General features: G+C 70.7%; 22 protein-coding genes and 1 pseudogene. 8 read left to right on the top strand and 15 right to left on the bottom strand.

What is annotated here, in order from left to right; translation table 11 throughout:
* Positions 1-132 precede the first annotated feature (132 nt).
* Together AC27LF_RS07345 and mca are read right to left on the bottom strand one after the other, a co-directional pair.
* Positions 133-375, bottom strand: coding sequence for a hypothetical protein (locus AC27LF_RS07345; RefSeq protein ID WP_479656744.1), 243 nt, complete (start codon positions 373-375; stop codon positions 133-135).
* Complete coding sequence (mca, locus tag AC27LF_RS07340; protein ID WP_404023254.1) at positions 368-1,249, bottom strand: mycothiol conjugate amidase Mca; 882 nt, start codon at positions 1,247-1,249, stop codon at positions 368-370. Before mca ends, AC27LF_RS07345 begins: the two co-directional genes overlap by 8 nt.
* Positions 1,250-1,449: 200 nt before the next feature.
* Here mca and AC27LF_RS07335 point away from each other — a divergent pair, with 200 nt between their 5' ends.
* Both AC27LF_RS07335 and greA read left to right on the top strand, forming a co-directional pair.
* On the top strand, positions 1,450-1,848 hold the full coding sequence (locus AC27LF_RS07335) for a DUF4307 domain-containing protein (protein WP_479656743.1): 399 nt from the start codon (positions 1,450-1,452) through the stop codon (positions 1,846-1,848).
* Between the two features lie 168 nt (positions 1,849-2,016).
* Positions 2,017-2,517 carry a transcription elongation factor GreA gene (greA, locus tag AC27LF_RS07330; protein ID WP_479656742.1) on the top strand — a complete coding sequence of 167 codons (501 nt, stop codon included), beginning with the start codon at positions 2,017-2,019 and terminating at the stop codon, positions 2,515-2,517.
* Positions 2,518-2,605: 88 nt separating this feature from the next.
* Here greA and AC27LF_RS07325 read toward each other — a convergent pair whose 3' ends face one another.
* The 3 genes from AC27LF_RS07325 to ilvA form a co-directional block, all read right to left on the bottom strand.
* A complete protein-coding gene (locus AC27LF_RS07325; RefSeq protein WP_479656741.1) occupies positions 2,606-3,463 on the bottom strand; it encodes an ABC transporter permease in 858 nt (285 codons plus the stop codon).
* Positions 3,460-4,491, bottom strand: coding sequence for an ATP-binding cassette domain-containing protein (locus AC27LF_RS07320; protein WP_479656740.1), 1,032 nt, complete (start codon positions 4,489-4,491; stop codon positions 3,460-3,462). Before AC27LF_RS07320 ends, AC27LF_RS07325 begins: the two co-directional genes overlap by 4 nt.
* Before the next feature lie 193 nt (positions 4,492-4,684).
* A complete protein-coding gene (ilvA, locus tag AC27LF_RS07315; protein WP_479656739.1) occupies positions 4,685-5,914 on the bottom strand; it encodes a threonine ammonia-lyase in 1,230 nt (409 codons plus the stop codon).
* Positions 5,915-6,075: 161 nt separating this feature from the next.
* Between ilvA and AC27LF_RS07310 the strand changes: the two genes are divergently transcribed.
* The 3 genes from AC27LF_RS07310 (at position 6,076) to AC27LF_RS07300 (ending at position 7,474) form a co-directional block, all read left to right on the top strand.
* Positions 6,076-6,582, top strand: a complete 507-nt coding sequence (locus AC27LF_RS07310) for a MarR family winged helix-turn-helix transcriptional regulator (protein WP_479656738.1) — start codon at positions 6,076-6,078, stop codon at positions 6,580-6,582.
* Between the two features lie 114 nt (positions 6,583-6,696).
* Positions 6,697-7,197 carry a sigma factor-like helix-turn-helix DNA-binding protein gene (locus AC27LF_RS07305; RefSeq protein ID WP_479656737.1) on the top strand — a complete coding sequence of 167 codons (501 nt, stop codon included), beginning with the start codon at positions 6,697-6,699 and terminating at the stop codon, positions 7,195-7,197.
* Between the two features lie 25 nt (positions 7,198-7,222).
* Complete coding sequence (locus AC27LF_RS07300; protein WP_479656736.1) at positions 7,223-7,474, top strand: hypothetical protein; 252 nt, start codon at positions 7,223-7,225, stop codon at positions 7,472-7,474.
* Positions 7,475-7,902: 428 nt separating this feature from the next.
* On the opposite strand, the gene AC27LF_RS07295 is transcribed toward AC27LF_RS07300, so the two are convergent.
* Complete coding sequence (locus AC27LF_RS07295) at positions 7,903-9,057, bottom strand: cystathionine gamma-synthase (protein ID WP_479656735.1); 1,155 nt, start codon at positions 9,055-9,057, stop codon at positions 7,903-7,905.
* 264 nt (positions 9,058-9,321) lie between these two features.
* Here AC27LF_RS07295 and AC27LF_RS07290 point away from each other — a divergent pair, with 264 nt between their 5' ends.
* Positions 9,322-10,440 (top strand): hypothetical protein, encoded by a 1,119-nt coding sequence (locus AC27LF_RS07290; protein WP_479656734.1) that lies wholly within the window; start codon positions 9,322-9,324, stop codon positions 10,438-10,440.
* A gap of 276 nt (positions 10,441-10,716) precedes the next feature.
* Here AC27LF_RS07290 and AC27LF_RS07285 read toward each other — a convergent pair whose 3' ends face one another.
* The 3 genes from AC27LF_RS07285 to AC27LF_RS07275 all read right to left on the bottom strand — a co-directional run bounded on the left by AC27LF_RS07285 (position 10,717) and on the right by AC27LF_RS07275 (position 13,278).
* A complete protein-coding gene (locus tag AC27LF_RS07285) occupies positions 10,717-11,493 on the bottom strand; it encodes an SDR family oxidoreductase (RefSeq protein ID WP_479656733.1) in 777 nt (258 codons plus the stop codon).
* Between the two features lie 238 nt (positions 11,494-11,731).
* Positions 11,732-12,118, bottom strand: coding sequence for a VOC family protein (locus AC27LF_RS07280; RefSeq protein ID WP_479656732.1), 387 nt, complete (start codon positions 12,116-12,118; stop codon positions 11,732-11,734).
* A gap of 119 nt (positions 12,119-12,237) precedes the next feature.
* The gene (locus AC27LF_RS07275) at positions 12,238-13,278 is read right to left on the bottom strand and encodes an NAD(P)-dependent alcohol dehydrogenase (protein WP_479656731.1); all 1,041 of its coding nucleotides are present in this window, start codon (positions 13,276-13,278) and stop codon (positions 12,238-12,240) included.
* A gap of 181 nt (positions 13,279-13,459) precedes the next feature.
* Between AC27LF_RS07275 and AC27LF_RS07270 the strand changes: the two are divergent.
* Positions 13,460-14,357: pseudogene (locus tag AC27LF_RS07270) on the top strand (helix-turn-helix domain-containing protein).
* Positions 14,358-14,420: 63 nt separating this feature from the next.
* Here the strand turns inward: AC27LF_RS07270 and AC27LF_RS07265 are convergent.
* The 5 genes from AC27LF_RS07265 to AC27LF_RS07245 form a co-directional block, all read right to left on the bottom strand.
* Positions 14,421-17,672 (bottom strand): S8 family peptidase, encoded by a 3,252-nt coding sequence (locus tag AC27LF_RS07265; RefSeq protein WP_479656730.1) that lies wholly within the window; start codon positions 17,670-17,672, stop codon positions 14,421-14,423.
* Between the two features lie 310 nt (positions 17,673-17,982).
* Entirely contained in the window at positions 17,983-18,666 is a 684-nt protein-coding gene (locus AC27LF_RS07260; RefSeq protein WP_479656729.1) for an ABC transporter ATP-binding protein, read from the bottom strand.
* A gap of 69 nt (positions 18,667-18,735) precedes the next feature.
* On the bottom strand, positions 18,736-20,205 hold the full coding sequence (locus AC27LF_RS07255) for an ABC transporter permease (protein ID WP_479656728.1): 1,470 nt from the start codon (positions 20,203-20,205) through the stop codon (positions 18,736-18,738).
* Between the two features lie 790 nt (positions 20,206-20,995).
* Positions 20,996-22,255: a L,D-transpeptidase gene (locus tag AC27LF_RS07250; protein WP_479656727.1), complete on the bottom strand. Its 1,260-nt coding sequence runs from the start codon at positions 22,253-22,255 to the stop codon at positions 20,996-20,998.
* Positions 22,256-22,460: 205 nt separating this feature from the next.
* On the bottom strand, positions 22,461-22,805 hold the full coding sequence (locus tag AC27LF_RS07245) for a hypothetical protein (RefSeq protein WP_479656726.1): 345 nt from the start codon (positions 22,803-22,805) through the stop codon (positions 22,461-22,463).
* Positions 22,806-22,914: 109 nt separating this feature from the next.
* On the opposite strand from AC27LF_RS07245, the gene AC27LF_RS07240 reads away from it, so the two are divergent.
* Positions 22,915-23,265: an LPXTG cell wall anchor domain-containing protein gene (locus AC27LF_RS07240; RefSeq protein ID WP_479656725.1), complete on the top strand. Its 351-nt coding sequence runs from the start codon at positions 22,915-22,917 to the stop codon at positions 23,263-23,265.
* An 87-nt stretch (positions 23,266-23,352) separates the two neighbouring features.
* Here the strand turns inward: AC27LF_RS07240 and hutH are convergent, their stop codons facing one another.
* Positions 23,353-24,930, bottom strand: coding sequence for a histidine ammonia-lyase (gene hutH, locus AC27LF_RS07235; protein ID WP_479656807.1), 1,578 nt, complete (start codon positions 24,928-24,930; stop codon positions 23,353-23,355).
* Between the last annotated feature and the right edge of the window lie 55 nt (positions 24,931-24,985).

Below are 24,985 nucleotides of genomic sequence, written 5' to 3'. Positions count from 1 at the left end.
GCACGGTGCCACCGACCCCACCGGCACCGACCGCACGAACGGCCCCGCGGTGCGCAGCGGACCACGGCCCGGCCGGCACCAGCCAGGCCGGGAGCACCCACCCAGGCGGAACCCGCCCCCGCGCGGCAAGCGCTAGTTGTGGCGGGGGTTCGGGGTGGTCGGTGGGGTTCCGGACTGGGCCTTGGGGTCCGGGGCCTCCTCGAAGTCGACCTTCTGCATGCGCTTGTTCATCGACTTCATCAGACCCCAGACCGCCAGGGCCATCGCCGCGAAGACGATGAAGCCGAGGACGCCGGGGGTGACCTTGTTCTCGTCGACCTCCTTGGCGAGAGGGACGAACTGCGTCAGTGCCAGGCTCAAGCTCATGTCAGGCATTGTCGCGGATGCCCGCAAAGAGGTCGTCCTCGGGGAGGGAGGTGTCGACGAGGGACTTCGCCAGCTCGTACTCCTCCGTCGGCCAGACCTCCTTCTGCAGCTCCATCGGCACCCGGAACCAGCCGCCGTCCGGGTCGATCTGCGTGGCGTGCGCGATCAGCGCCTTGTCGCGGATCTCGAAGAAGTCGGCGCACGGGATGTGCGTGGTGAGCGTGCGCTCCACGCGCTCGATCTCCGACCAGCGCTTGAGCCAGTCCCCGTACGGCGACTCCAGGCCGCGGTCCAGCATCGCCTGGTGCAGCGCCTCGGTGCGCGGGCGGTTGAAGCCCTGGTTGTAGTAGAGCTTGACCGGCTGGAAGACCGGCCCGAACTCGGCCTCCGGGTACTTCTCGGCGTCCGCTGCGCCCTCGAAGGCCACCATCGTGATCTTGTGGGTCATGATGTGGTCGGGGTGCGGGTAGCCGCCGTTCTCGTCGTAGGTGGTGATCACCTGGGGACGGAAGGAGCGGATCTGCTTCACCAGCTCGCCGGCCGCCTTGTCGACGTCCTCCAGGGCGAAGCAGCCCTCGGGCAGCGGCGGCAGCGGATCGCCCTCGGGCAGCCCGGAGTCGACGAAGCCGAGCCATTCCTGCTTGACGCCGAGGATCTCGCGGGCCTCGTCCATCTCCTTCTTGCGTACCTCGTGGATGTGCTCCTCGATGTAGGTGTCACCCTGCAGCTTCGGATTGAGGATGGAGCCGCGCTCCCCGCCCGTGCAGGTCACGACCAGCACGTCCACCCCCTCCGACACGTACTTCGCCATGGTGGCCGCGCCCTTGCTCGACTCGTCGTCGGGGTGCGCGTGAACGGCCATCAGTCGCAGCTGGTCAGTCAAGACTCAATCCTCGGTAGGTCGGCGCCCGGGTCTTCGGGTGCAATCCAATAGTGCCGTGCCGCGGGAACGTCTCAGAGGGGTTGCGGTCTGGTGGCACGCGGGCGGCTTCTATAGTGACCGAATCGGGGGGCGAATAATTCCACGGTCCGGTTCGGGGCCCCTGTCGGGACTCCCGTCCCGTTCCTGCCGAGAGGACGATCATGAGCACGGCGAGCACGCGACTGCCCGAGGGCCGGTACGGGCGTTCGTCGGACGAGCGCGCCGACCACAAGCTCAAGATCGTCGGTGCGGTGCTCGGCGCGGCCCTGCTCGCGCTGGTCGGCTACTTCGCCTACCACTACGTCGCGCAGAGCGAGATCAGCGCCCAGGTGATCACCTTCAAGGCCGCGGACGACGCGGTCGAGGTGCATCTGGAGGTGCACAAGGACGCCGGGACCGACGGCTACTGCACGGTGCGCTCGCAGGCCGCCGACGGCGCCGAGGTGGGCCGGGCGGACTTCCGATTCACCGGCTCGGCCACCCGCATCGACAAGGTCGTCACGCTGCGTACGACCTCTCGGGGCAGCACGGCCGAGCTGCTGGGCTGCCACGCCGAGTGAGGTCATCCGTGTCGCATAGGCCCTGACCTGCACTGACACGATTCTGATGGCTTATGTCCTCCCCCTTCCGCCGTTGAATTGTTAGGCTCGTGGTTTCGCCCATCCGTGAAGGAACATTCTTCTGGGTAGGGCGATGCTTTGTATTCCCAGTACCGACGAGGAGCACCTGTGACCCAGACCAGCGAGAACGTCACCTGGCTGACCCAGGAGGCGTACAACCAGCTCAGGGCCGAGCTGGAGTACCTGTCTGGTCCTGCGCGCACGGAGATCGCCGCCAAGATCGCGGCCGCGCGCGAGGAGGGCGACCTGCGGGAGAACGGCGGGTATCACGCGGCCAAGGAGGAGCAGGGCAAGCAGGAGCTCCGTGTGCGCCAGCTGACCCAGCTCCTGGAGAACGCCAAGGTCGGCGAGGCTCCCGTATCGGCGGACGGTGCGGTCGCCCCCGGCATGGTGGTGACGATCGCCTTCGACGGCGACGAGGACGACACGCTGACGTTCCTGCTCGCCTCCCGTGAATACGCGAGCACCGACATCGAGACGTACTCCCCGCAGTCCCCGCTGGGTTCCGGCGTGATCGGCCACAAGGTGGGCGAGGACGCGGAGTACGAGCTGCCGAACGGCAAGAGGGCCTCGGTGAAGATCCTCAAGGCCGAGCCCTACCAGGGCTGATCCCGCCCGTCCCCGGCCCCCGGCGTCCCTCGACGCCGGGGGCCGCGCCCTGCCGGGCGGTGGCCGACCCCCGTGCGGCCGCCACCCGTCAGGCGGTCGCCGAGCGGTACTTGCGGACCGCGAGGGTGCGGAAGACGACGATGATCAGTATCGAGTAGATCAGCGACGCCCACACCGGGTGCTGCATGGGCCAGGCGCCCGACGCGGACACGCCGGGGTCGCCGAAGAGCTGACGGCATGCCTGGACGATCGCGCTGAACGGGTTCCACTCGGCGATGTGCCGCAGCCACGGGGTCATCTGACTGGAGTCCACGAACGCGTTCGAGATGAACGTCACCGGGAACAGCCAGATCAGACCGCCCGAGGTCGCCGCCTCCGGGGTGCGCACGGACAGCCCGATGAGCGCGCCGATCCAGGTGAAGGCGTATCCCAGGAGAAGCAGCAGGCCGAAGCCGGCGAGCACCTTGGCGACGTTGGTCGATTCGGCGAAGCCGGGGCGCCAGCCCACGAGCAGCGCCACTATCGCCAGCACGGCCAACGTCAGGGCGGTCTGCACGAGATCCGCGACGGTACGCCCGGTCAGCACCGCACCGCGCGCCATCGGCAACGAGCGGAACCGGTCGATGAGCCCCTTGTGCATGTCGTCGGCGATGCCGGCACCCGCGCCCGCGGTGGCGAACGTGACGGTCTGGGCGAAGATGCCCGCCATCAGGAAGTTCTTGTAGACGTCCGGGTCGGTGCTGTCGCCGATCTTCATCGAGCCGCCGAAGACGTAGGTGAAGAGGACCACGAACATCACCGGCTGGATCAGCCCGAAGAGAATCATCTCGGGAATCCTGGTCATGCGGATCAGGTTGCGCTTGGCGACGATCAGCGAGTCGCGGACGGACTGCCCGAAGGGGTTGCCCGGCGCTGTGGTCGGCGGGGTGTCGGTGGCGGCGCTCACTTCGTGGTCTCCTTGCGGGTGTCCTTGCGGCTTGTCCGGACGCCGTCCGTGGGGTCCGCCCCGTCCGTCTCGTTCGCCTCGTCCGTGGTCTCGGCCAGGTGTCCCGTCAGGGACAGGAAGACGTCGTCGAGGGTGGGGCGGCGCAGCCCGATGTCGTCTATCTCGATGCCGCGGGTGTCCAGTTCGCGGATCACCTCGGCGAGCAGCTTGGCGCCGCCGGTGACGGGCACGGTGAGCTTGCGGGTGTGCTCCTCGATGGTGGTGTCGCCCTTGCCGAAGCCGGTCAGCACCTCCGCGGCGGTCGTGATGTGCTCCCGCTCGTGCACCACGACCTCGACGCGCTCGCCACCGGTGCGTGCCTTGAGCTGGTCGGAGGTGCCCTTGGCGATGACCCGGCCGTGGTCGACGACCGCGATCTCGTGGGCCAGGTGGTCGGCCTCTTCGAGGTACTGGGTGGTGAGCAGCAGCGTCGTACCGCCCAAGACCAGTTGCTTGATGACCTCCCACAGCTGCTGGCGGTTGCGCGGGTCGAGGCCGGTCGTCGGCTCGTCCATGAACATCACGGGCGGCGAGACCACGAGGGCCGCCGCGAGGTCGAGCCGGCGGCGCATGCCTCCGGAGTAGGTCTTCGTGGGCCGGTCGGCGGCCTCCGTGAGGTGGAACTGCTCCAGCAGTTCGGCGGCGCGGGCCTTGGCGGCCTTCGCCCTCATCTGGTAGAGCTGACCGACCATCTGCAGGTTCTCGCGGCCGGTGAGGTATTCGTCGACGGCCGCGAACTGGCCGGACAGGCCGATGGAGCGGCGCACGGTGTCGGGGTGCTTGAGGACGTCCACGCCCGCGACGACGGCCTTGCCGCTGTCGGGGCGCAGCAGGGTCGTCAGACAGCGGACGCTCGTCGTCTTGCCCGCGCCGTTCGGCCCGAGCAGGCCGAGGACCGTGCCCTCGGGGACATCGAGGTCGACGCCGTCCAGTGCCCGTACGTCACCGAAGGTCTTGACCAGACCTTCGGCATAGATGGCGCCTGGCATGTGTGTCTCCACGTCGTCGTAGGAGTTGGAGGAGTTGCTTGCTGGGTTCTGGAGGATGAGTGAGCGAGCGCGTTGCTGAGGGGTGGGACCAACATAACGCGATGTATCGCGTCTCTCAATGGAATTTCGCCGAACGAGTGACACGGACCTCCCTGACCTTGGTGTCAGGTCCGGGCGCGCGGTCGGTGCCGCCTCACTCGATGACGGTGTAACCCGACTCGCGCAGGGCCTGCCCGACCTCGGCGCAGTGCGCCGGCCCCATCGTCTCCAGGTGCAGTTCCACCTCCGCCTCCGTGAGCCCGAGCCGCGGATCGGTCCGTACATGACTCACGTCGAGCACGTTAGCGTCCACCACTGACAACACCCCCAACAGCGTCGCGAGGGCGCCCGGCCGGTCCGTCAGCCGCAGCCGTACGGCCAGGTAGCGGCCCTGCGCGGCCATGCCGTGCCGCAGCACCCGCTGGAGCAGCACCGGGTCGACGTTGCCCCCGGACAGCACGGCGACGACGGGCCCGGCGAAGGCGTGGGGCTCGCCCAGCAGCGCGGCGACCGGGCTCGCTCCGGCCGGCTCGACGACCAGCTTGGCCCGCTCCAGGCACAGCAGCAGCGCCGCCGACAGCTGGCCCTCGGTGACCGTGCGGACCTCGTCCACCGACTCGGCGACGATCCGGAACGGCACGTCTCCGGGCCGCCCCACCTTGATGCCGTCCGCCATCGTCACCGGGTGCTGGATCGCCACCGGCCGCCCGGCCGCGAGCGAGGGCGGATACGCCGCCGAGCCCTCCGCCTGCACCCCGACGATCCGCACCTGCGGCCGCAGCGCCTTCACCGCGACCGCGATGCCGGCCGCGAGCCCGCCGCCGCCCATGCCGACGACGATCGTGCCCACCTCGGGGCACTGCTCCAGGATCTCAAGACCGACCGTGCCCTGGCCCGCGATGACGTCGGGGTGGTCGAAGGGGTGGATGAGCACGGCGCCGGTCCGCTCCGCGTACTCCTGCGCCGCGGCCAGCGTCTCGTCGACCACCTGGCCGTGCAGCCGCACCTCCGCCCCGTACTCCCGGGTGGCGCTGATCTTCGGCAGCGGTGCCCCTTTCGGCATGAAGACGGTGGCGTGCACGCCGAGCAGCGACGAGGCCAGCGCGACGCCCTGGGCGTGGTTGCCGGCGCTCGCCGCCACCACACCGGCGGCGCGCTCCTCCGGCAGCAGCCCGGCGATCCGCACGTACGCGCCGCGCAGCTTGAACGATCCCGTCCGCTGAAGGTTCTCGCACTTGAGCAGTACCGGCGCCCCCACCAGCCGGGACAGGTGCCTGCTCCCCTCCATCGCGGTCACCCGCGCCACACCCGAGAGCATCTTCTGGGCACCGCGGACGTCGTCGAGGGTGACGGGACGCGGGGAGTGGGCCGTGCTGTGGTTCATGGCCCAAGTCTCGCAGTTCACCGCCGCGCACAGCCGGTGTGACCAAGCTCCGAGACCGGTTCGTGCAGCGCCGGTACGGTCCACCCCCGGGCCGCGTACCCTGTCCCCCATCCCAGCAGCCCTCATGAAGTGAGCCCCCGGCCATGCCCACAACACCTGAAATGTCGATGGACATGACGACCGTCGGTGACACCGGTCTTCTCGACACGCTCCAGCACCAGGTGGCGGTGTTCGCCCGCCGTGCGGAGCAGACCCGTCTCGGTGGCGTCGGACAGGTGCGCAACTCCATGGACCGCGCCGCGTATCTGCTGCTCAACCGCCTCGACCAGGAAGGCCCGATGGGCGTCAAGGCGCTTGCCGCGAGCATGGGGATCGACTCGTCCACGGTGACCCGGCAGGTGGCTCCGCTGGTCGACACCGGGCTCGTCAAGCGGACCTCGCATCCCGAGGACGGACGGGCGGTGGTGCTCCAGCTGTCGCCGCGCGGGGCGTCCCGGCTGGAGGAGGTGCGCTCGTCCAGGCGTCAGCTGATGGCCGAGCTGACACACGACTGGGCTCCGGAGGAGCGCGAGACGTTCTGCGCGCTCCTGACGCGCTTCAACGGTGCGCTGTCCGCCCGGATGACGACGTCCGGGGTGCCGGCTGCGGAGACTTCGCAGACGTCCTGACGCCGGAGTCTTGACCTTGGGCCGTCGCTGTCCTCATATGAGACCGGGGTCCCGCGGTCGACCGGGTGCCGCATCCCGGCGTGCCGGACGGGACCCCGCCAAGGGGGAGGCGCGGTGCGAGATCGGCAGGCGTCCCAGGGCGCCCGCCGGGCCCGGGAGTTCGAGGCGTTCGTCGCGGGCGCGGCAGGGCGGTTGCTGCATGCCGCGACGCTGCTCACCGCCGAGGCGCCCGACGACAATCCGCGCGCGCGGCGCCTGCTGACCCTGGCGCTCGCGCACACGTACGCGTGCTGGGACCGGCTGCGCGGCGACGATCCCTACGACCGTGCCCGCCAGCAGCTCGCCATCCGTTTCGCGCGTTCGGCCTGGCACCGGTACGGCGGCTTCGGGCGGGCCCGCCCGCATCCCGCGAGCCCGGTGGCGGTGCTCGGCCCGCGGGAGCGGCTGATCCTCGTCCTGAGGTTGTACGAGGGCGTCGCCGAGGAACAGGCGGCGGCCCTGCTCGGCCTGTCGGTGGAGCGGGTCCGCGCGATCTGCGAACGGGCGATGACCACGCTGCTGCACCCGCCGCATGAGGGCGCGGCGGCGGCCGTCGCGAAGGTGGCGGCGTCATGAGGCGGGCGAGCATGCGGGGGCGCGGGTGAACCGGCCCGAGCGGGAGGCCGCCGCACGGCGGATCATGGAGCGGATGCCGCCGCCCACGGTGCCGGCTGACCTGCACACGGAGGTCGTACGGCGCGGCAGCCGCATGCTGCGGCGCAGGACCGCCGCCCGGCGCCTGCTGTGGCTGGTCCTGCTGGCGGCGGCCGTCGCCTTCACGGTCTGGGCGGCGACGGCGCGCCCCTGGGTGGAGCCGCCGTCCCAGACGACTCCACCGCTCACGGGCTGGTGAGTCCGTGAGCGCGTGAGCGCTCCGCTGGATGGGCCGCGCTGTGCCGTCGGTTGTCTGCGGCACCGTCGTGGCTGGTCGCGCCCGCGGCGGAGCCGCACATCGATACAGCCCCCGCGCCCCTTTCGGGGCACTGCTAAGCGCTCCGCCGGATGTGCCGCGTTGTGTCGTCAGTCGTCTGCGGCACCGTCGTGGCCGGTCGCGCAGTTCCCCGCGCCCCTTCCGGGGGCGCTGCCGGACCGCAGCGTCCTTCACCGGACCCGCCCGTACGACACGCTAAGCGCTCCGCGGAATGTGCCGCGCTGTGCCGTCGGTTGTCTGCGGCGACATCGTGGCCGGTCGCGCCCGCGGCGGAGCCGCACATCGATACAGCCCCCGCGCCCCTTCCGGGGGCGCTGCCGGACCGCGGCGTCCTTTGCCGGATCCGGCGCTCAGTCCAGGGCCTGCTGGAGGTCTTCCAGGAGGTCTTCGACGTTCTCGATGCCCACGGAGAGGCGTACCAGGTCGGCGGGGACCTCCAGGGCCGAGCCTGCCGCGGAGGCGTGCGTCATCCGGCCGGGGTGCTCGATCAGCGACTCGACGCCGCCCAGGGACTCGCCGAGCGTGAACACCTTGGCGCGGTTGCAGACCTCGACGGCCGCCTCCTCGCCGCCCTCGACCTGGAAGGAGACCATGCCGCCGAACGCCCTCATCTGCTTGGCGGCGACCTCGTGACCGGGGTGGTCCGGCAGACCGGGGTACAGGACGCGTGTCACGCGCGCGTGGCGGCCGAGCATGTCGGCGATCCTCGTGGCGTTCTCGCTGTGCCGCTCCATGCGCACCGCGAGCGTCTTGGTGCCGCGCAGCACCAGCCAGGAGTCGAAGGGGCCGGCGACCGCGCCCATCGCGTTCTGGTGGAACGCGAGTTCCTCGCCGAGTCCCTGGTCGGCCACGATCAGTGCGCCGCCGACGACGTCCGAGTGGCCGCCCATGTACTTGGTGAGCGAGTGCACCACCACGTCGGCGCCGAGCGCGAGCGGCTGCTGGAGGTAGGGGGTGGCGAAGGTGTTGTCCACGACGAGCCGCGCGCCCGCGTCGTGCGCGACCTGGGCGACGGCGGCGATGTCGGTGATGCCGAGCAGCGGGTTGGAGGGGGTCTCCGCCCAGACGGCCTTGGTCTTCGGAGTGAGGGCGGCTCGTACGGCGGCCGGATCGCTGGTGTCGGCGACGGACCATTCCACCCCCCAGCGGGCGACGACCTTCGCGAAGAGGCGGAAGGTACCGCCGTACGCGTCGTTGGGGATGACCACGTGGTCGCCGGGGGTGAGCAGCGTACGCAGCAGGGCGTCCTCGGCGGCCAGGCCGGACGCGAAGGCGAGGCCGCGGCGGCCGCCCTCCAGCGCGGCAAGATTCTCCTCCAGGGCGGTCCTGGTGGGGTTGGCGCTGCGGCTGTACTCGTAGCCGCCGCGCAGCCCGCCCACGCCGTCCTGCTTGTAGGTCGAGACCTGGTAGATCGGCGGGACGACCGCGCCGGTCAGGGGGTCGGCGGTGTTGCCCGCGTGGATCGCACGGGTCTCGAAGTGCTGACTGATGTGCCTGTCGCTCATGGCTCCCGAGCGTAGTGCGCCCGCGCCTTCAGCCACCGGGCCACGCCTGACCCCGCCCGAACCGAAGGGTTTTCCCTAGCGATCGCCTGCGGCGCGCGGAGCGCTCCGCGGGATGTGCCGCGCTGTGTCGTCGGTTGTCTGCGGCGACATCGTGGCTTGTCGCGCAGTTCCCCGCGCCCCTACCGGGCGCTGCCGACCGGGGCGGCAGCCATTGGCAACGGGGTGGGTTGGCCAATTGTCGGGGGGGTCTGGTTCGCTTGAGGCATGGCGATTCTCTGGGTCCTGATGGCGCTGCTCATGCTGAGCTTCGTGGTGCTCCCGCTCCTGCGGCGCAGGCGTGGGGTGATCGAGCGCGTCTCGCCGGACCACCCGGACGCGGCGGATCCGGCGAACTACGGCTTCGTGCGCGAGGAGGACCTGGACATCCGGATGCCCGGCCCCGACCAGGACCTCCTGGACGTCCTCGACCTGGTGCAGCGCACCCAGGACTACCGGGCGGCATCCCAGCTGCTGGCCGGCACCGAGGCGGCGGGCGAGCAGCGCTGGCAGCGCGTGCAGGCCTTCGCGGGCGCGGCGGCGCTGGAGTTGCAGCAGCGGCCCGGCGGGGTCAGCGAGACGCCGGGCGGCCAGTGGCTGCGGGTGTGGCGGGCCGAGCAGCCCAAGGACGCGGGCGGCGCCGCGGTGCACGCGGAGTTCCTGGTGCAGCAGGCGTGGCGTACGTCCACGCCGGGCACGGACGACTTCCGGATCATCATGGAGGAGGCCAGGGACGCCTGCGGGCAGGCGGCCCTGCTGGCGCCCGGGGACCCGATCCCGTACATCATCGAGCTGTCGGTGGCCCGCGGACTGGCGTATCCGCGGGAGGAGTTCGAGCAGCTGTGGCTGAAGATCCTGGACCGCGCCCCGACCCACATGGGCGCCCATCTCGCGGCCCTGCACTACTGGTGCGAGAAGTGGCACGGCTCGCGTGAGCTGGCGTACTCCTTCGCCGAGGCCGCCGCGGCCCGTGCTCCGCAGGGCTCCCTGCTGGCCGCGATGCCCCTGTTCGCGGTCTTCGAGCACCTTCCCGAGGTGAACCTGGTCAGCGGCTTCTATCAGAGCGAGGTCGTCACGAAGGCGATGCACGGCGCGCTGTACGCGGTGCACGCGGCCCGCCCCGACGACCCGATGCTGGCCCACGTGCGTCACCTGCTGGTCTTCTTCCTGGTCCGCGCCGAGCGCTGGGCGGAGGCCATGAACGAGCTGGTGCATGTGGACGGGCATGTGGGCGCGCTGCCCTGGACGCTGTCCGCCGATCCGGCCGCGGAGTTCGCCGTGTACCGGGCGCTGGCGGTGGCGGGGTTCGAGGCGAACGGCGGCAGTCCGGCGTCGTTGCCGAACTGACCGCCACGGGGCCGGGATCGCCGTCCTGTCCCGCGGGACCGCGTCCGCGGTCGTCCCGGTGCCGTCGGCGAACGGCCACGGTGAACGCGCCTCCCGGCGGTACGGACACGGCATGGCCTCCGGCACGTGATGAGCGGAATCAATCCGCAGGGCGTGCGCGTGTTGCTTGCCCCGTCCGCCACGCGGCCGCACACGCGACGCGGCCGGACACGCGGCGACAGCCGCGACGATCTGCCGGCGCGCCGCTCCAACCGCCCCGTGCCGGCGGTGACTTCGCTATCCCAGCCGCTCCGCCAGGAAGTCCTCCCAGGTGCGCTTGCCGGTCTGCGCGCCCTCCAGGGTGAGGTTGGCGCCGGCCCGGTAGGCGCGTCCCGCCTTCCCGGGGATGCGGACCGGCAGGGTCGGGCGCCGGCGCCGGCCGCGCAGGTCGAGGTACGGGCGGGACAGGGCGGCCAGGTCGTAGCATCGGGGGCCCGCCAGGTCCGGGACCAGGCCGGCGGGGGCGCCGAGGGTCAGATCCACCAGCCGGGCCGCCACCTCGCGGGAGTCGACCGGTTGCAGGCGCAGCCCGCCGGGGACCGGCAGCACGGGCAGCTTCGTCATCTTCTCGACCATGGTGAGGGCCAGGTCGTGGAACTGGGCCGCCCGCAGTGTCGTCCACGGGATGCCGGACTCGGCGATCGCCCGCTCCGCGTCCAGCTTCGAGCGCAGCCAGGCCAGCGGGACGCGGTCCGCGCCGATGACGGAGATGTACACGAGGTGGCGTACGCCGGCGGCCGACGCGGCCCGCACCAGGGCGCGGGTCGCCACGTCGTCGCCCTTGGGGCCGCCCGCCAGGTGCAGCACCGTGCGGGCTCCCGCCACCGCCGTCTCGATGCCCTCGTCGGCCAGCAGGTCGCCGGTGAGATAGGTGATGCCGTCCGCGGACGGCCGGGGCCCGCGGGTGAGGATCCGCACCTCGTGGCCGGCCGCCCGCAGCAGCGGTACGACATGGCCGCCCAGGGTGCCCGTTCCGCCGGTGACCAGGATGGGTGACGTTGACGACGCCGTCATGGCTGCTCCCTCGTCGGGTCGAGTGGGCCTCCTGCGGGCCCCTCCTGCGGCTATGAACCGCCCCGGCGAGGGAATGTGACAGCGCCGTCCTGTTTTCTTCCGGGCTTTCGCTTCCCGGTTCTCCGGGTTCTCGCTCCCCGGTTCCCGCGGCGCCGGCCGGGCACTCGCGCCGCCGGACGCGGCGCCGTCCGCGCCCGCCGCGGCGCCCGTGCCGGTGCCGGTGCTTGCTCTTCCCGGCTCAGCCTCCGCTGCCGTACGGCCGGGTGAGGATTTCCAGGTTGTGGCCGCTGGGGTCCTCGAAGTACGTCCCGCGACCGCCGTCGTTGGTGTTGATCTGCCCGGGGCGCTGGTGTGCCGGGTCGGCCCAGAAGGTCAGCCCGGCGTCTTCGATGCGGGCGAATATCGCGTCGAAGTCCTCCTCGGAGACGAGGAAGGCGTAGTGCTGCCGGGCGATGGTGTCGTCGTGCGTCTCCATGAAGTCCAGCGTCACGCCGTTGGGTATCTCGACGGGCGTGAACGGACCGAAGTCCGGGCTGACTTGGAGCCCGAGGATGTCGGCGAGGAACTTGGCCGAGGCCCGCTTGTCCCGCGCGGCGACGATGGTGTGGTTCAGGTTCACGGTCATCGTAGGGACCTCCTCACCACCAACATACCCCGGCACAAACCAAGGCAAGGCTTGCTTAAGTCAGCGCCGGGGCACCGGCTCCAGGGGCCGGGCCGTCCGGTCCGGGCCGGGCCGGGCCGTCAGATGGTGGTGGTGTCGATCACGAACCGGTAGCGGACGTCGCTGGCCAGGACGCGCGCGTACGCGTCGTTGATCTCGTCGGCGCGGATCAGTTCGATCTCGGCGCCCAGGCCGTGCTCGGCGCAGAAGTCCAGCATCTCCTGGGTCTCCGCGATGCCGCCGATGTTGGAGCTGGTCACCGAGCGGCGGTTGCCGAACAGCGAGGACAGCGTGATCTCGACGGGCTCCTCGGGCAGGCCGACGTTCACCATGGCGCCGCCGGTGCGCAGCAGGGCCAGGAACGGGGCGAAGTCGAACGGCGCGGAGACGGTGTTCAGGATGACGTCGAAGGTGCCCTTCAGCTTCTGGAAGGTCTCCGGGTCGCTGGTGGCGTGGTAGTGGTCGGCGCCCAGCCGGCGGCCGTCGTCCTGCTTGCGCAGGGACTGGGACAGGACGGTGACCTCCGCGCCCAGCGCGTGCGCGATCTTGACGCCCATGTGCCCGAGACCGCCGAAGCCGACGACGGCGACCTTCTTGCCGGGGCCGGCGTTCCAGTACTTGAGCGGGGAGTAGGTGGTGATGCCCGCGCACAGCAGGGGCGCGGCCACGTCCAGGGCGAGGCCGTCGGGGATGCGGACGACGTAGTTCTCGTCGACCACGATCTTCTGCGAGTAGCCACCATAGGTGGGCTCGCCGTCCTTGCCGACACCGTTGTACGTCCAGGTCGGGCCCTTGACGCAGTACTGCTCCAGGCCGGCCTTGCAGTTGTCGCAGACGCGGCACGAGTCGACCATGCAGCCGACGCCCACGCGGTCGCCGACGGCGTACTTGGTCACGCCGGGGCCGACCTCGGAGACGACACCGGCGATCTCGTGGCCGGGCACCATCGGGAAGATCGCGGTGCCCCAGCCCTCGGTGGCCTGGTGGATGTCGGAGTGGCAGATACCGGCGAACTTGACGTCGATCAGGACGTCGAACTCACCGACCGCGCGCCGTTCGATCGTGGTCCGCTCCAGGGGGGCCTTCGCGGCGGGAGCGGCGTACGCAGCAACAGTGGTCATGCCGTTGTCTCTCCTAGCAGGGGGGTGGTGCCCGGCTGCCTTCCGGCCGGGTACGACGTCCAGCGTGCCGCAGCGGTGGACGTCCGCCCAGGTCACGCTTCTGCCTACGACCGGCGTGCCTACTACTGGCGGGGTCAGGAACAGGGACGTACGACCATGGAATACGGCCGATACTGGGGCCATGGACGAACAGCCCGAATCCGCAGGCCGTCCGCTGGACCGGCGCGCCGAGCTGAGCGAGTTCCTGCGCACCAGGAGGGCCCGGCTGAAGCCGCAGGACGTGGGGCTGCCGGACTTCGGCCGGCACCGCCGGGTGCCCGGACTGCGCCGCGAGGAGCTGGCCCAGCTGGCCGGGGTGTCGGTGGCGTACTACACACGGCTGGAGCAGGGCAACGGGCGGAACGTGTCGGCCGAGGTGCTGGACGCGATCGCGCGGGCGCTGCGGCTGGACGACGCCGAGCAGGCGCATCTGACGCACCTCGCCAAGGGCAAGCAGCACAAGAAGAAGGCGCTGGGGCGGGCCCAGCAGGTGCGGCCCGCGCTGACCCAGCTGCTGGACACGATGGACGGCGTACCGGCGTACGTGGTGGGGCGGCGCTCGGAGATCCTGGCGTGGAACCGGATGGCGGCGGCGGTCTTCGGCGACTGGGCGGAGCTGCCGGCGGGCGAGCGCAACTGGGCCCGGCTGGTGTTCCTGCGGCCCGAGTACCGGGATCTGTTCGTCGACTGGGGAGCAGAAGGCGATCGACATCGTGTGCACCCTGCGCATGGACGCGGGCTGCTATCCCGACGATCCGCGGCTGTCCGCGCTGGTCGGCGAGCTGTCCGTGAAGAGCGCGGAGTTCCGGGAGCTGTGGGCGCGGCACGACGTCCAGGAGAAGACCCATGGGGTCAAGCGGCTGCACCATCCGCTGGTCGGGGAGCTGTCGCTGAATTTCGAGACGTTCAAGGTGACCGGCGGCGGCGGCCAGTCGGTGGTCGCCTACCACGCGGAGCCGGGTTCCGCGTCGGCGGACGGGCTGCGCCTGCTGGCCAGCTGGGGCCGGGACGCCGCCCGTGTGCCGTCGTCGTCGCCGTGACAGCACGCAGGGGCATGACGGACCGGGTCCGTCATGCCCCTGGTGGGTGCGGTTACCAGGCGGCTACTTGGCGTAGTACGCGTTGTAGATGGAGATCGTCGACTTGTTGCCCTTCTTGTCGGCGATCTTGGCGTGGAAGGAGATGGCCTTCCCCTTGGCCGGGTTCTTCACGGTGATCTTGCCGTGCTTGACGTCGACCTTCTTCCAGGTCTGGCCGTAGTCGTACGACACGTACACCGTGAGGGACTTCAGGTTGCGGCCCGCGGCCGCGCCCTCGACGGTGACCGGGAAGGTGGCCTTCTGGCCGGCCGTGACCCGGCTGTCCAGGCCGGTCTTGGCGTTGAAGCGGACCGTGGAGGCCGGGAGCTTGGCGATCGTGCTGCCGGTCGGCTTCTTCGAGCGGAAGGTCCAGCTCGCGTCGATCCGTGTGGAGGCCGCGGCGACCTTGACGCTCCGCTTCACCGAGGTGGTCAGCTTGTACTGGGCGTCACCGGAGGGGACCTTGAAGGTCTTCTCACCGAACAGCGGGTCGTCGTTGGAGCCCACCTTGGTGCTGCCCCGGTACAGGGTCGTGGTCACCGAGGTGAACTTCGAGGAGCCGGCGTTCTTGGCGCCGTCCGCGAACAGCGGCACCGAGCCGTAGATCTGGTTGCCTTCGCGGAACAGGCCGAACTCGGTGTTGAGGCGCGGCCCGAACACCGCCTTGTTGACGGTCTTCGAGTAGCTCTTGCCGGCCTTGAGGGTCTGCGGCCCGCCCAGCGTGTAGTACGCCTCGCCGATCGGGAAGCCCTCCGCGTCGACGCCGCCGTCCTGCTGGAAGTCGAACTGCCACTGCACGCCGCCCTGCGCGGACAGGTGCAGGGTGCGGGTGCCCGGGAGGGACTGCTGGATGCCGATGGAGGAGGATCCGGTGCCGCCCGGCAGCCAGCCGTACGCGCCGATCACGCCCTTCTTGCCGCTCGCCGCCGCGCCCATGGCGACCTTCACCGTGGCCAGTTCGGACGCCTTGTAGTGCTTGGTGTAGCCGGTGGCGAGTTGCTTGACGGAGGCGCCGCGGGTGATGTCGTACTGCTCCTTGGCGCCCTTGCTCCAGTGCCCGTCCCACTGCTGGTACAGCGAGCCGTCGGTGATCTGCGGGCCGAGACCGGCGGTGCGGAAGTTCTCGTAGGAGTCCAGGAACCAGCCGTAGCCGTACACGCCGTCGTTCGTCTGGATGTCGAACTCGGGCATCGCGAACTCGGACTTGGCGGCGGCGGGGACGGTGATGTCCACCGGCTTGGCCTTGCGCGCGTCCAGCGTGACCGTCTGGTTCTTGGTGACGCTCAGCTTCGGCTGCGCGATCCAGTCGACGCCCTTGGCGGCGTCCTCGGGGTCGCCGAAGACCGCGGAGTTGAGGACGTACGTGCCCTTGGGCGCGCGCACCTTGACCGTGCCGGAGGCGTCGTACGGGCTGAGCCACTTGTCCTTGGCCAGGCCGGAGACACCGGTCAGGTCGGCGCTGTAGTACGGGGCCGGCTTGCCGTCGCGCCCGATGAGCTTCAGCGTGAGGTCGTAGGACTGGACCTCGCGCTGCACCGCTGCGGCCGTGCGCACGCTCTGGCCGCCGCCGGTGGCCGTCACATACGCCGAGTAGGCGCCGTCGAGGGTGCCGCCCAGCCGGGTGTCGGCGGTGAGGGCGACGGAGGCCGTGCCGCCCGCGGGGACGGTGACCTTGGTCGCGCCGAGCGTGAAGAAGCCCGCCGGGGCCGCCTGGCCCTTGGGGTCGGTGGCGGTGGCGGCCAGGTCGAGGGTGACGTCCTTGTCGCCGAGGTTGCGGTACGTCAGCTGCTTGGTGACCGGCTGGTCGTCGGTGTGCGGCCACTGCTGGGTGCCGAAGCTCAGCGACACCGGTTCGGCGATCACGGACTGCTTGATGGCCTTGCCGACCTGGATGCGGCCCGAACCCTGCTGGAACGGCGTGTACTTGCCGCCCTTGGTCGAGGCGGTCAGGGCGCCCTTCAGTTCGGCGTAGCCCCAGTCGGGGTGCTGCTGCTTGAGGAGCGCGGCGGCGCCCGCGACGTGCGGGGTGGCCATCGACGTACCCGAGATGGTCAGGTAGCCGGGCGGCTTCTCGCCGACCTCTTTGTCGATGACGCTGCCGGGGGCCGCGGCGGCGGTGATGTCGACGCCGGGCGCGGTGACGTCGGGCTTGATGGCGCCGTCGCCGTTGCGCGGTCCGGTGGAGGAGAAGTCGGCGAGGGCGTCCTTGTCGTCGACGGCGCCGACGGTGAGCGCGGCGTCCGCGCTGCCCGGCGAACCGACCGACTCGGGGCCCTCGTTGCCCGCGGCGATCGCGAACAGGATGCCCTTCTCCGCGGAGAGCTTGTTGACCTCGGCCTCAAGCGGGTCGATCTCGGGGGTGTCGTAGCCGCCGAGGCTCAGGTTGATGACGTCGGCGCCCTGCTGGGCCGCCCACTCCATGCCGGCGAGGATGCCGGAGTCGTCGCCGGAGCCGGTGTCGTCCAGCACCTTGCCGTTGAGGATCTTCGCGTCGGGGGCGACGCCCTTGTAGGTGCCGCCCGACTTGGCGCCGGTGCCGGCCGCGATGGAGGCGACGTGCGTGCCGTGGCCGAAGTGGTCGGTGGCGTCGGCGGCCGGGGTGAAGTTCTTGGACTCGACGACCTGGTTCTTCAGGTCCGGGTGGGTGGTGTCGACGCCGGTGTCCAGGACGGCGATCTTGACGCCCTTGCCGGTGTAGCCGGCCGCCCACGCGGTGGGGGCGCCGATCTGCGGCACGGACTTGTCGAGGCTTGCCTTGCGGACGCCGTCCAGCCAGACGTGTGCGATGCCGGAGGCGGTTCGGTCGCCGTTGGTGACGGCGTCCCACAGCGCCGGGGTGTCCTTGACCGGGGTCTGCACCGCGTCCGCGTTGAGGGACTTCAGGCTGTGCCTGAGGGTGCCCGCGTCACGGACGTCGGCCTTGGCCGCGCCGGCCGTGCCGCGGTAGCCGACGATGACCTTCAGGCCGTTGCGCTGTGCCTTGCGGGTGGCGGCCTTGTTGAGTTCGGTGACGTCGAACAGCCGCTGGTCCAGCGTGCCGGAGGCGACCAGGCGGGCCGCGTCGGCGGGTATGACCAGGGTGTGCCCGTCGGCCTTGCGGATCTCGACGGGTATGTGTTCGCGTCCCTTGGCGCGGTCCAGGCCGACGATGCGGCCCTTGGCGTCCACGGCGACCCGGTCACCGGTGATCAGGGTGACGCGGTGCTTGGCCGTGAGCGAGGAGGCGGCGCCGGCCGCGCGCTGCTGCTCGGGCTTCGCCGATGCCGGGCTGGTCATTCCCGCGGCGAGGGCAACGGCAGCGGCGGTGGCCACGGTGGCCGCCGCCGCGGTTTTCACTTGTCTGCGCAAGACTCCCCCTGGGAGATGGAGTACCGGGCGAATTCCCCGTTCACCCGGCCGGGGGACATCTCGTACGCATGCGCGTCAACCCCCCGGAACACGCAGTATGCCGGGGGGTGTTCAGCGGACTCAAGAGATGAGAGAAAGGTGAGAAGCGTACCGGGAAAGTGTTACGGCGCGGACGGAACACCGTTACCAAACCGCGCGGTTGAACACCTGGGCCCGGTGCTATACGGCCTCCGCCCCATCAGGCGCCCGTGTTCTCCTTCACGGTGATCTTTCCCTTGCGAAGGGTCGCGAGACGCGGGGCCTTGCGGGCGATCGAGGAGTCGTGGGTGACCATGATGAACGTCAACCCATGCTCCTTCCACATGCGTTCGAGCACATCCATGATCTCGTCACGCATGCCCTCGTCGAGGTTGCCGGTGGGTTCGTCGGCGAGCAGCACCTTCGGCTGCTTGACGAGCGCCCGGGCGATGGCGACGCGCTGCTGCTGACCGCCGGACATCTCGGACGGCAGATGTCCGAGCCGCTCGCCGAGCCCGACCGACTTCAGTGCCTGCGCGGCACGTTCGCGCCGGTCCGCCGACCTCACGCCGAGCGGGACGAGCGCCGTCTCGACGTTCTCCTGCGCGGTGAGCGTCGGGATCAGGTTGAAGGACTGGAAGACGAAGCCGATGCTCTCGCTGCGCACCCGGGTCAGCCGCGCTTCGGGCAGCTTGGCCAGGTCGACGCCGTCGAGGACCACCTCTCCGGAACTGGGCCGGTCCAGGCCGCCGAGCATCTGCAGCAGCGTCGACTTGCCGCCGCCGGTGGGGCCCTGGATGACCAGCCGGTCACCGTCCCCGATGGTCAGGTCGACGCCGTCGAGGGCGTGGACGGTGTCCTTGCCGCGCGTGTAGCGCTTGGTGACGCCGGTGAGTTCGTACATGGGTGGAACAACTCCTGGAATACGGGTGAGAGTGGGGTCGGTGGGCCGGGCCGCCGGCTGGCGCCGCGCCTACTCGACCCGCCGCAGCGCGTCCGCGGGACGCAGCCGGGACGCCCGCCATCCGCCGAAGGCGCCCGCGATCAGCCCGCCGGCGACGGCCAGGGCGACCGCCACGGCGATGGTGGTGACGCTGACCGGCGCGGTGAGCGCGACCTCCAGGGACTTCGCGGCCTGCCGGCCGGGACCGCCCATGAAGGCCCCGCCGCCCCCGCCGCCGCCCGGGCCGCCCGCCTGGCCGGCGGCGCTGCCGAGTTGCGCCTCAAGGGTCGGGCTGATCGCGGTGACGACGTAGGCGCCCACGAGGCCGACCGCGATGCCGAGCGCGCCGCCGACCAGTCCGTTGACGACGGCCTCGCCGACCACCTGCCGGGTCACCCGGCCCGACGTCCAGCCCAGCGCCTTGAGCGTGCCGAACTCGCGCACCCGCCGCGAGACGGCGGAGGAGGTGAGCAGACCGGCCACCAGGAACGCGGCCACGAGCACCGCGATCGACAGCCACTTGCCGACGCTGGTGGCGAGGCTGGAGGCGGTGGACAGCGAACCGGAGACGGTCTTGGCGAGGTCGGCGGAGGTGGTGACGGTGGTGCCGGAGACGTTCTTCTGGATGGCGCTCTTGACGGCGTCGATCTGCTGGGAGTCGGCCGCCTTGACGTAGATGGTGGTGACCTTGTCCTTCTGGTCCGCCAGTGTCTGCGCCTGCTTGAGCGGGATGTACAGGTTGGCCGCCGCGTCACCGCTGTCGGCGGTGGCGATGCCGATCACCTCGTACTTGACGTCCTTGACGGTGACGGTGCTGCCGACCTTGTACTTCTTCTCCTTGGCGTACGCGGAGTCGGCGACCGCCACCTTGGCGTCGGTCTCGGTGGTCTTGAAGGTGCGGCCGCTGGTGATCTTCGAGGAGGTCAGCGGGCCGAGGCCGGTCCGGGTGACGTCGGTGCCGTAGACCGTGTACTGGTTGATGTCGAAGTCGGCGCCGCCGCCGCGGACCTCGCCCTGCGGCCGGCCGCTGCCGCCGCCCTGCTCGCCGCCGGGCATGCCGCCGCCCTGCTGGTTCTGCTGGAACTGGCCGCGGGTGAACTGGCCGCTGACCTTGAACACGTTGAGGCTGAGCCCGCCGACGGCGCTCGACACGCCCTGCTGGTCGGCGACCTCGGAGACGGTCGATGAGGCCAGCGTGGTGAAGCCCTGCACCATGACCCGGTCGCTGCTCTGCTTCGAGTCGTCGTCGCTGCCGCGGGCGTCGAACTGGAAGCGCGGGCGCTGTGAGCTGCTGGTGCTCGGTTCCGACGCCTTGGTGACGGTCATGTCCGTGCCGAGGCCGTAGAGCGACTGGAGGACCTTGTCCTGTGCCTTGCCCATGCCGTTGGACACGGAGGTGACGACGATGACGAGCGCGATGCCCAGCGCGAGTCCGGAGGCGACGACCAGGGCCGCCTTTCTGCGGCGGCGCAGTTCGCGCCTCAGGTAGGTGAAGAACATGGGCCGCAAGCTAGGGACGGACCCTGATGACTGCATAAGGCCGCGATAAGAGACACATGAGAAGCCCGCACGGACCCCCGCGGCACCGACCCCCGCGACGCCGGGGCCAGGAGCCAGAGGTCAGGGCCGAGGGCCAGGGGCCGGGGGCCAGGGGCCGAGGACCGGGGGGCCGGGGGGCCGGGGGTCAAGGCCGAGGGTCGGGGGTCAAGGGCCGAGGACCCGAGGGGGGCCGGGGGCCAAGGGCCAGGGACCGAGGACCAAGGGCCGCGGGTCAAGGGCCGGGGACCGGGGCCAAGGACCAAGGGCCGCGGGTCAAGGACCGAGGGCCAAGGACCGGGCCAGGGACCGAGGACTGGGGCCAGGGGCCGAGGACTGGGGCCAAGGACCGGGGCCGGGGACCGGGGAACGAGGGCCAAGGGCCAGGGCCGAGGGCCAGGGACCGAGGGCCGTGGGTCAAGGGCCGGGGACCGCGGCCAAGGGCCAGGGCCGAGGACCGAGGGCCAGGGACCGAGGACCAAGGGCCAAGGACCGAGGACCAAGGGCCAAGGACCGGGCCAGGGACCGAGAGCCAAGGGCCAGGGGCCAAGGGCCAAGGACCGGGACCGGGGGCCAGGGACCGGGGGCCAAGGGCCAAGGACCGGGGGCCAAGGGTCAAGGGCCAGGGATTGAGGGCCAAGGGCCGAGGACGAGAGCCAAGGACCAGGGACGGGGGCGAGGGGTGGGGACGGGTGATGCCGCCCGCGGGGGTCGGGGGCGGCATCGGTCGAGCGGTGGGGTGGCGCGTCGTGGCTCAGACGGCCGAACCCGCCTTCCACTGGGCCCAGTCCATGTTCCAGCCGTTGAGGCCGTTGTCCGGGGCGACGGTCTTGTCACCGGTGTTCTGGACGACCACGACGTCACCGATGATCGAGTTGTTGTAGAACCACGAGCCCGCCGTGTTCGGGTCGTTGGCTCCCTTGGTGTCGGACAGGCCGACACAGCCGTGGCTGGTGTTGACCGCGCCGAAGATGGACTTCGCGCCCCAGTAGTTGCCGTGCACGAAGGTGCCGGAATTGGTGAGACGGATGGCGTGCGGCACGTCCTTGATGTCGTACTCGCCCTTGCCGTCGTCGTCGGTGAAGCCCACGGTCGCGCCGTTCATGCGCGTCTCCTTGAACTTCTCGGACATCACCATGATGCCTTCGTAGGTCTTGTTGTCGGGCGAACCGGCCGAGATCGGGATGGTCTTGACGGTCTTGCCGTCCTGCGTGACCTTCATCTGCTTGGTCTGCGCGTCGACGTACGAGATCTGGTTGCGGCCGATGTGGAAGGAGACCGTCTTCTGCTGCACGCCGTAGACGCCGCTCGCGCCCTCGACGCCGTCGAGGGCGAGCTTCAGGGTGACGGTGGAGTTCTCGGTCCAGTAGTCCTGCGGACGGCAGTCCATGCGGTTGGCGTTGAACCAGTGGCAGACGACCTCCTGGCCGCTGCTTGAGGTGACGGTGATGCCCTTCTGGACGGCGGCCTTGTTGGTGATCGCCTTGTCGAAGTTGATCGACACGGGCATGCCGACGCCGACGGTGGAGCCGTCCTCCGGAGTGAAGCTGCCTATGAAGCTGTTGTCCGGGGAGACCGTGGTGAAGGACGCGTTCTCGTGGGCGATGCGGCCCTCGGAGTCCTTGGCCTCGGCGGCCACCTTGTAGGTGGTGGAGCGTTCCAGCTGGGCGCTTGGCTTCCAGCTCATCCGGTCGGCGGACAGCTCGCCCTGGACGTCCGTGCCGTCGGCCGTGGTCATCGTCACATTCGTCAGGGTGCCCTTGGCCACCGTGACGGCGGCGGAGTTGTTGATGGAGGCGTTGTTCGAGCCGTCCTTGGGTGTGATCGTGATCTGGGCCACGGACGTCTTCTTGGCCGCCGCCTCGTCCACCTTCGCCTGCGAGGTGTCCTTGCCGCCCTCGGCCTTGGCATCGCCGCCGGAGCACCCCGTGAGCACCAGCACACCACCGAGCAGAGCGGACGCGGTCAGTAGACCCTTGCGCCGCTTACTGTCCGTAATCACACATTTCTCCATCGTTGCCGATCCGCGAATACCCCGAGAACCCTGTCAAGAGCCTTCAACGCTACGACCGTTTCATCCCGTTCCACACCCTTCGGATGTGTGGGGCGCACCACGTTCGCCGGAGCGGGGTGGTGCGAGCTTCGGTCCGTGCGCCCTGTGAGACGACGAAACCCCGGACGGCGGTTGCCGTCCGGGGTCATGAATTCCCCCGGAACGCTCAGCCGATGCCGTCGTCTTCCTCGTCGCCCCCGCCATCATCCTCGTCCAGGTCCCAGTCCGGCGAATCCGGGTCGTACTCGGTCCGCTCGCTCGACCAGGACGCCTGCTGGAGTTCGACCCCCGGCACCTTGCTGACCAGGTCGAACGGATCGACAAGATAGGCAAGGGCCTCGGCGGTGTCTTCCGTCACAGCGTCCTCGGCGTGCGCGCGTTCCGCATCCGGCATCTCCGGATCGTCGGCGACCCGGCGCACGGCGGCCTTGGTCACGGCGTCCGCGTCCTCCACTTCGAGGACCAGCTCCACGCGAAGGCGCACAAAACGTGATGTCTCTGGAGTGCTCATGGCGGGAGCGTACGACCGAAACCTCCCGTGACTTTCCTGTGACCCGCGACTTTCACTAACATCGCCCCGCACGGCCAATTCGCCAGCGTCACAAGGGGATCGATATTCCGTGTCATCCGCTCGCCGTCCGCTGCTGACCGCCACCGCCGCGGGCACCCTCCTGGGCGCCCTGTGGTTCGTCCCGTCCGCGAACGCGACACCGGACGCCCCGGCGAGAACGCAGTCCCCGGCGGCGCAGACCACCCAGCAGGCCAGGGCTGTGTCCGCTACGGACTCGGCGTACTCGATGGACTCGACGGGCTCGATGGACTCGGCGGACGCACCGGCCGCGGACGGTGTCGAGTTGGCCGACACCGGCAGCTTCGACACCACGCCGTACGTCGTCGGCGGCACCGTGCTCCTCGCCCTCGGCGCCGGCTTCGTGGGCTACTCCGTACGCCGTGAACGGCTCGGTTTTTAGGCCCGCTTGACGCTTCTTTGACCGGCGCCCGCCGTACCGCGGGGTGCCGTCGGGAGCCCGGACGGATGCCGGGCCCCCGCACGCCGGCTACCGCAGCGGCCCGGTGACCGCCTCCACCGCGGCGACGAGCCCCCCGCCGCGCACGAACGCGTCCGCCGCCGCCAGGTCGGGCGCCAGGAACCGGTCGGGACCGGGACCGCCCACGCCCGCCGCCCGCACCGCCTCGACGGCCGCCTGCGACGCGGGCGCCGGTGCCCTTCCCTCGCGCAGCTCCAGCGCCCGGGTCGCCGCGTACAGCTCGACGGCGATGACCCGGCTCAGATGGTCGACGGCGGTACGCAGCTTGCGCGCGGCCGACCAGCCCATGGACACATGGTCCTCCTGCATGGCGGAGGACGGGATGGAGTCCGCCGAGGCGGGCACGGCCAGCCGCTTCATCTCGCTGACCAGGGCCGCCTGGGTGTACTGGGCGATCATGAGCCCGGAGTCGACGCCGGGGTCGTCCGCGAGGAACGGCGGCAGGCCGTGGCTGCGGTTCTTGTCGAGCAGCCGGTCGGTACGGCGCTCGGCGATCGACGCGAGGTCGGCGGCGGCGATGGCGAGGAAGTCGAGGACGTAGCCGACCGGGGCGCCGTGGAAGTTGCCGTTGGACTCCACGCGCCCGTCGGGCAGGACCACCGGATTGTCGACGGCCGCGGCGAGTTCCCGCTCGGCGACGAGACGCGCGTGCGCGACGGTGTCCCGCCCGGCGCCCGCGACCTGCGGGGCGCAGCGCACGGAGTAGGCGTCCTGGACTCGCGGCTCCTCGTACGGGATGGCGGTCGCCCCGCTGCGGGCGGCGCCGGCCACCCGGGGCAGGCCGGTCAGCTGGGAGCCCTTGAGCACGGCGAGCATGTTGGCGGCGCTCGCGGCCTGGCCGGGGTGCGGCCGGATGGCGTGCAGTTCGGGCGCGAGCACCTTGTCCGTGCCGAGCAGGGCCTCCAGCGACAGGGCCGCGGTGACATCGGCGGACTTGTAGAGGGTGTCGAGGTCGGCGAGGGCCATGATCAGCATGCCGAGCATGCCGTCGGTGCCGTTGAGGAGGGCAAGACCCTCCTTCTCACGCAGTTCCACGGGCCGGATGCCGTGCTCGGCGAGCAGGTCGCCCGCGGGCCGTACGGTCCCGTCGGGTCCCTCGGCGTCGCCCTCGCCCATGAGGGTCAGCGCGCAGTGCGACAGCGGGGCCAGGTCGCCGGAGCAGCCGAGCGAGCCGTACTCGTGGACGACCGGGGTGATCCGCGCGTTCAGCACGTCGGCCACGGTCTGCGCGACCTCGGGCCGCACGCCCGTGTGCCCCGAGCACAGGGTCCGCAGCCGCAGGAACGTCAGGGCCCGTACGACCTCCCGCTCCACCCGCGGGCCCATGCCGGCGGCGTGCGAGCGGACGATGTTGCGCTGTAGTCGGGCGCGGAGTTCCGGGCCGATGTGCCGGGTCGCCAGGGCGCCGAAGCCGGTGCTGACGCCGTAGACCGGATCCGGCTCGGCCGCCAGCGCGTCCACGATCTCGCGGGCCGCCGCGAGGGCCGCCACCGCCTCGGGCGCGAGTTCGACCCGGGCGTCGCCCCGTGCCACGGCGAGGACGTCGGACGCGGTGACGCCGGACGTCCCCACCACCACAGTATGCATATCCATATTCAGGAGCGTACGCATTGAATGTCACACTGTCACTAGTGGGGACCGG

The sequence above is a fragment of the Streptomyces diversicolor genome, assembly GCF_057537855.1.
The sequence above is the reverse complement of the archived record's forward strand: the minus strand, read 5'-3'. Positions and strand labels throughout refer to the sequence as shown.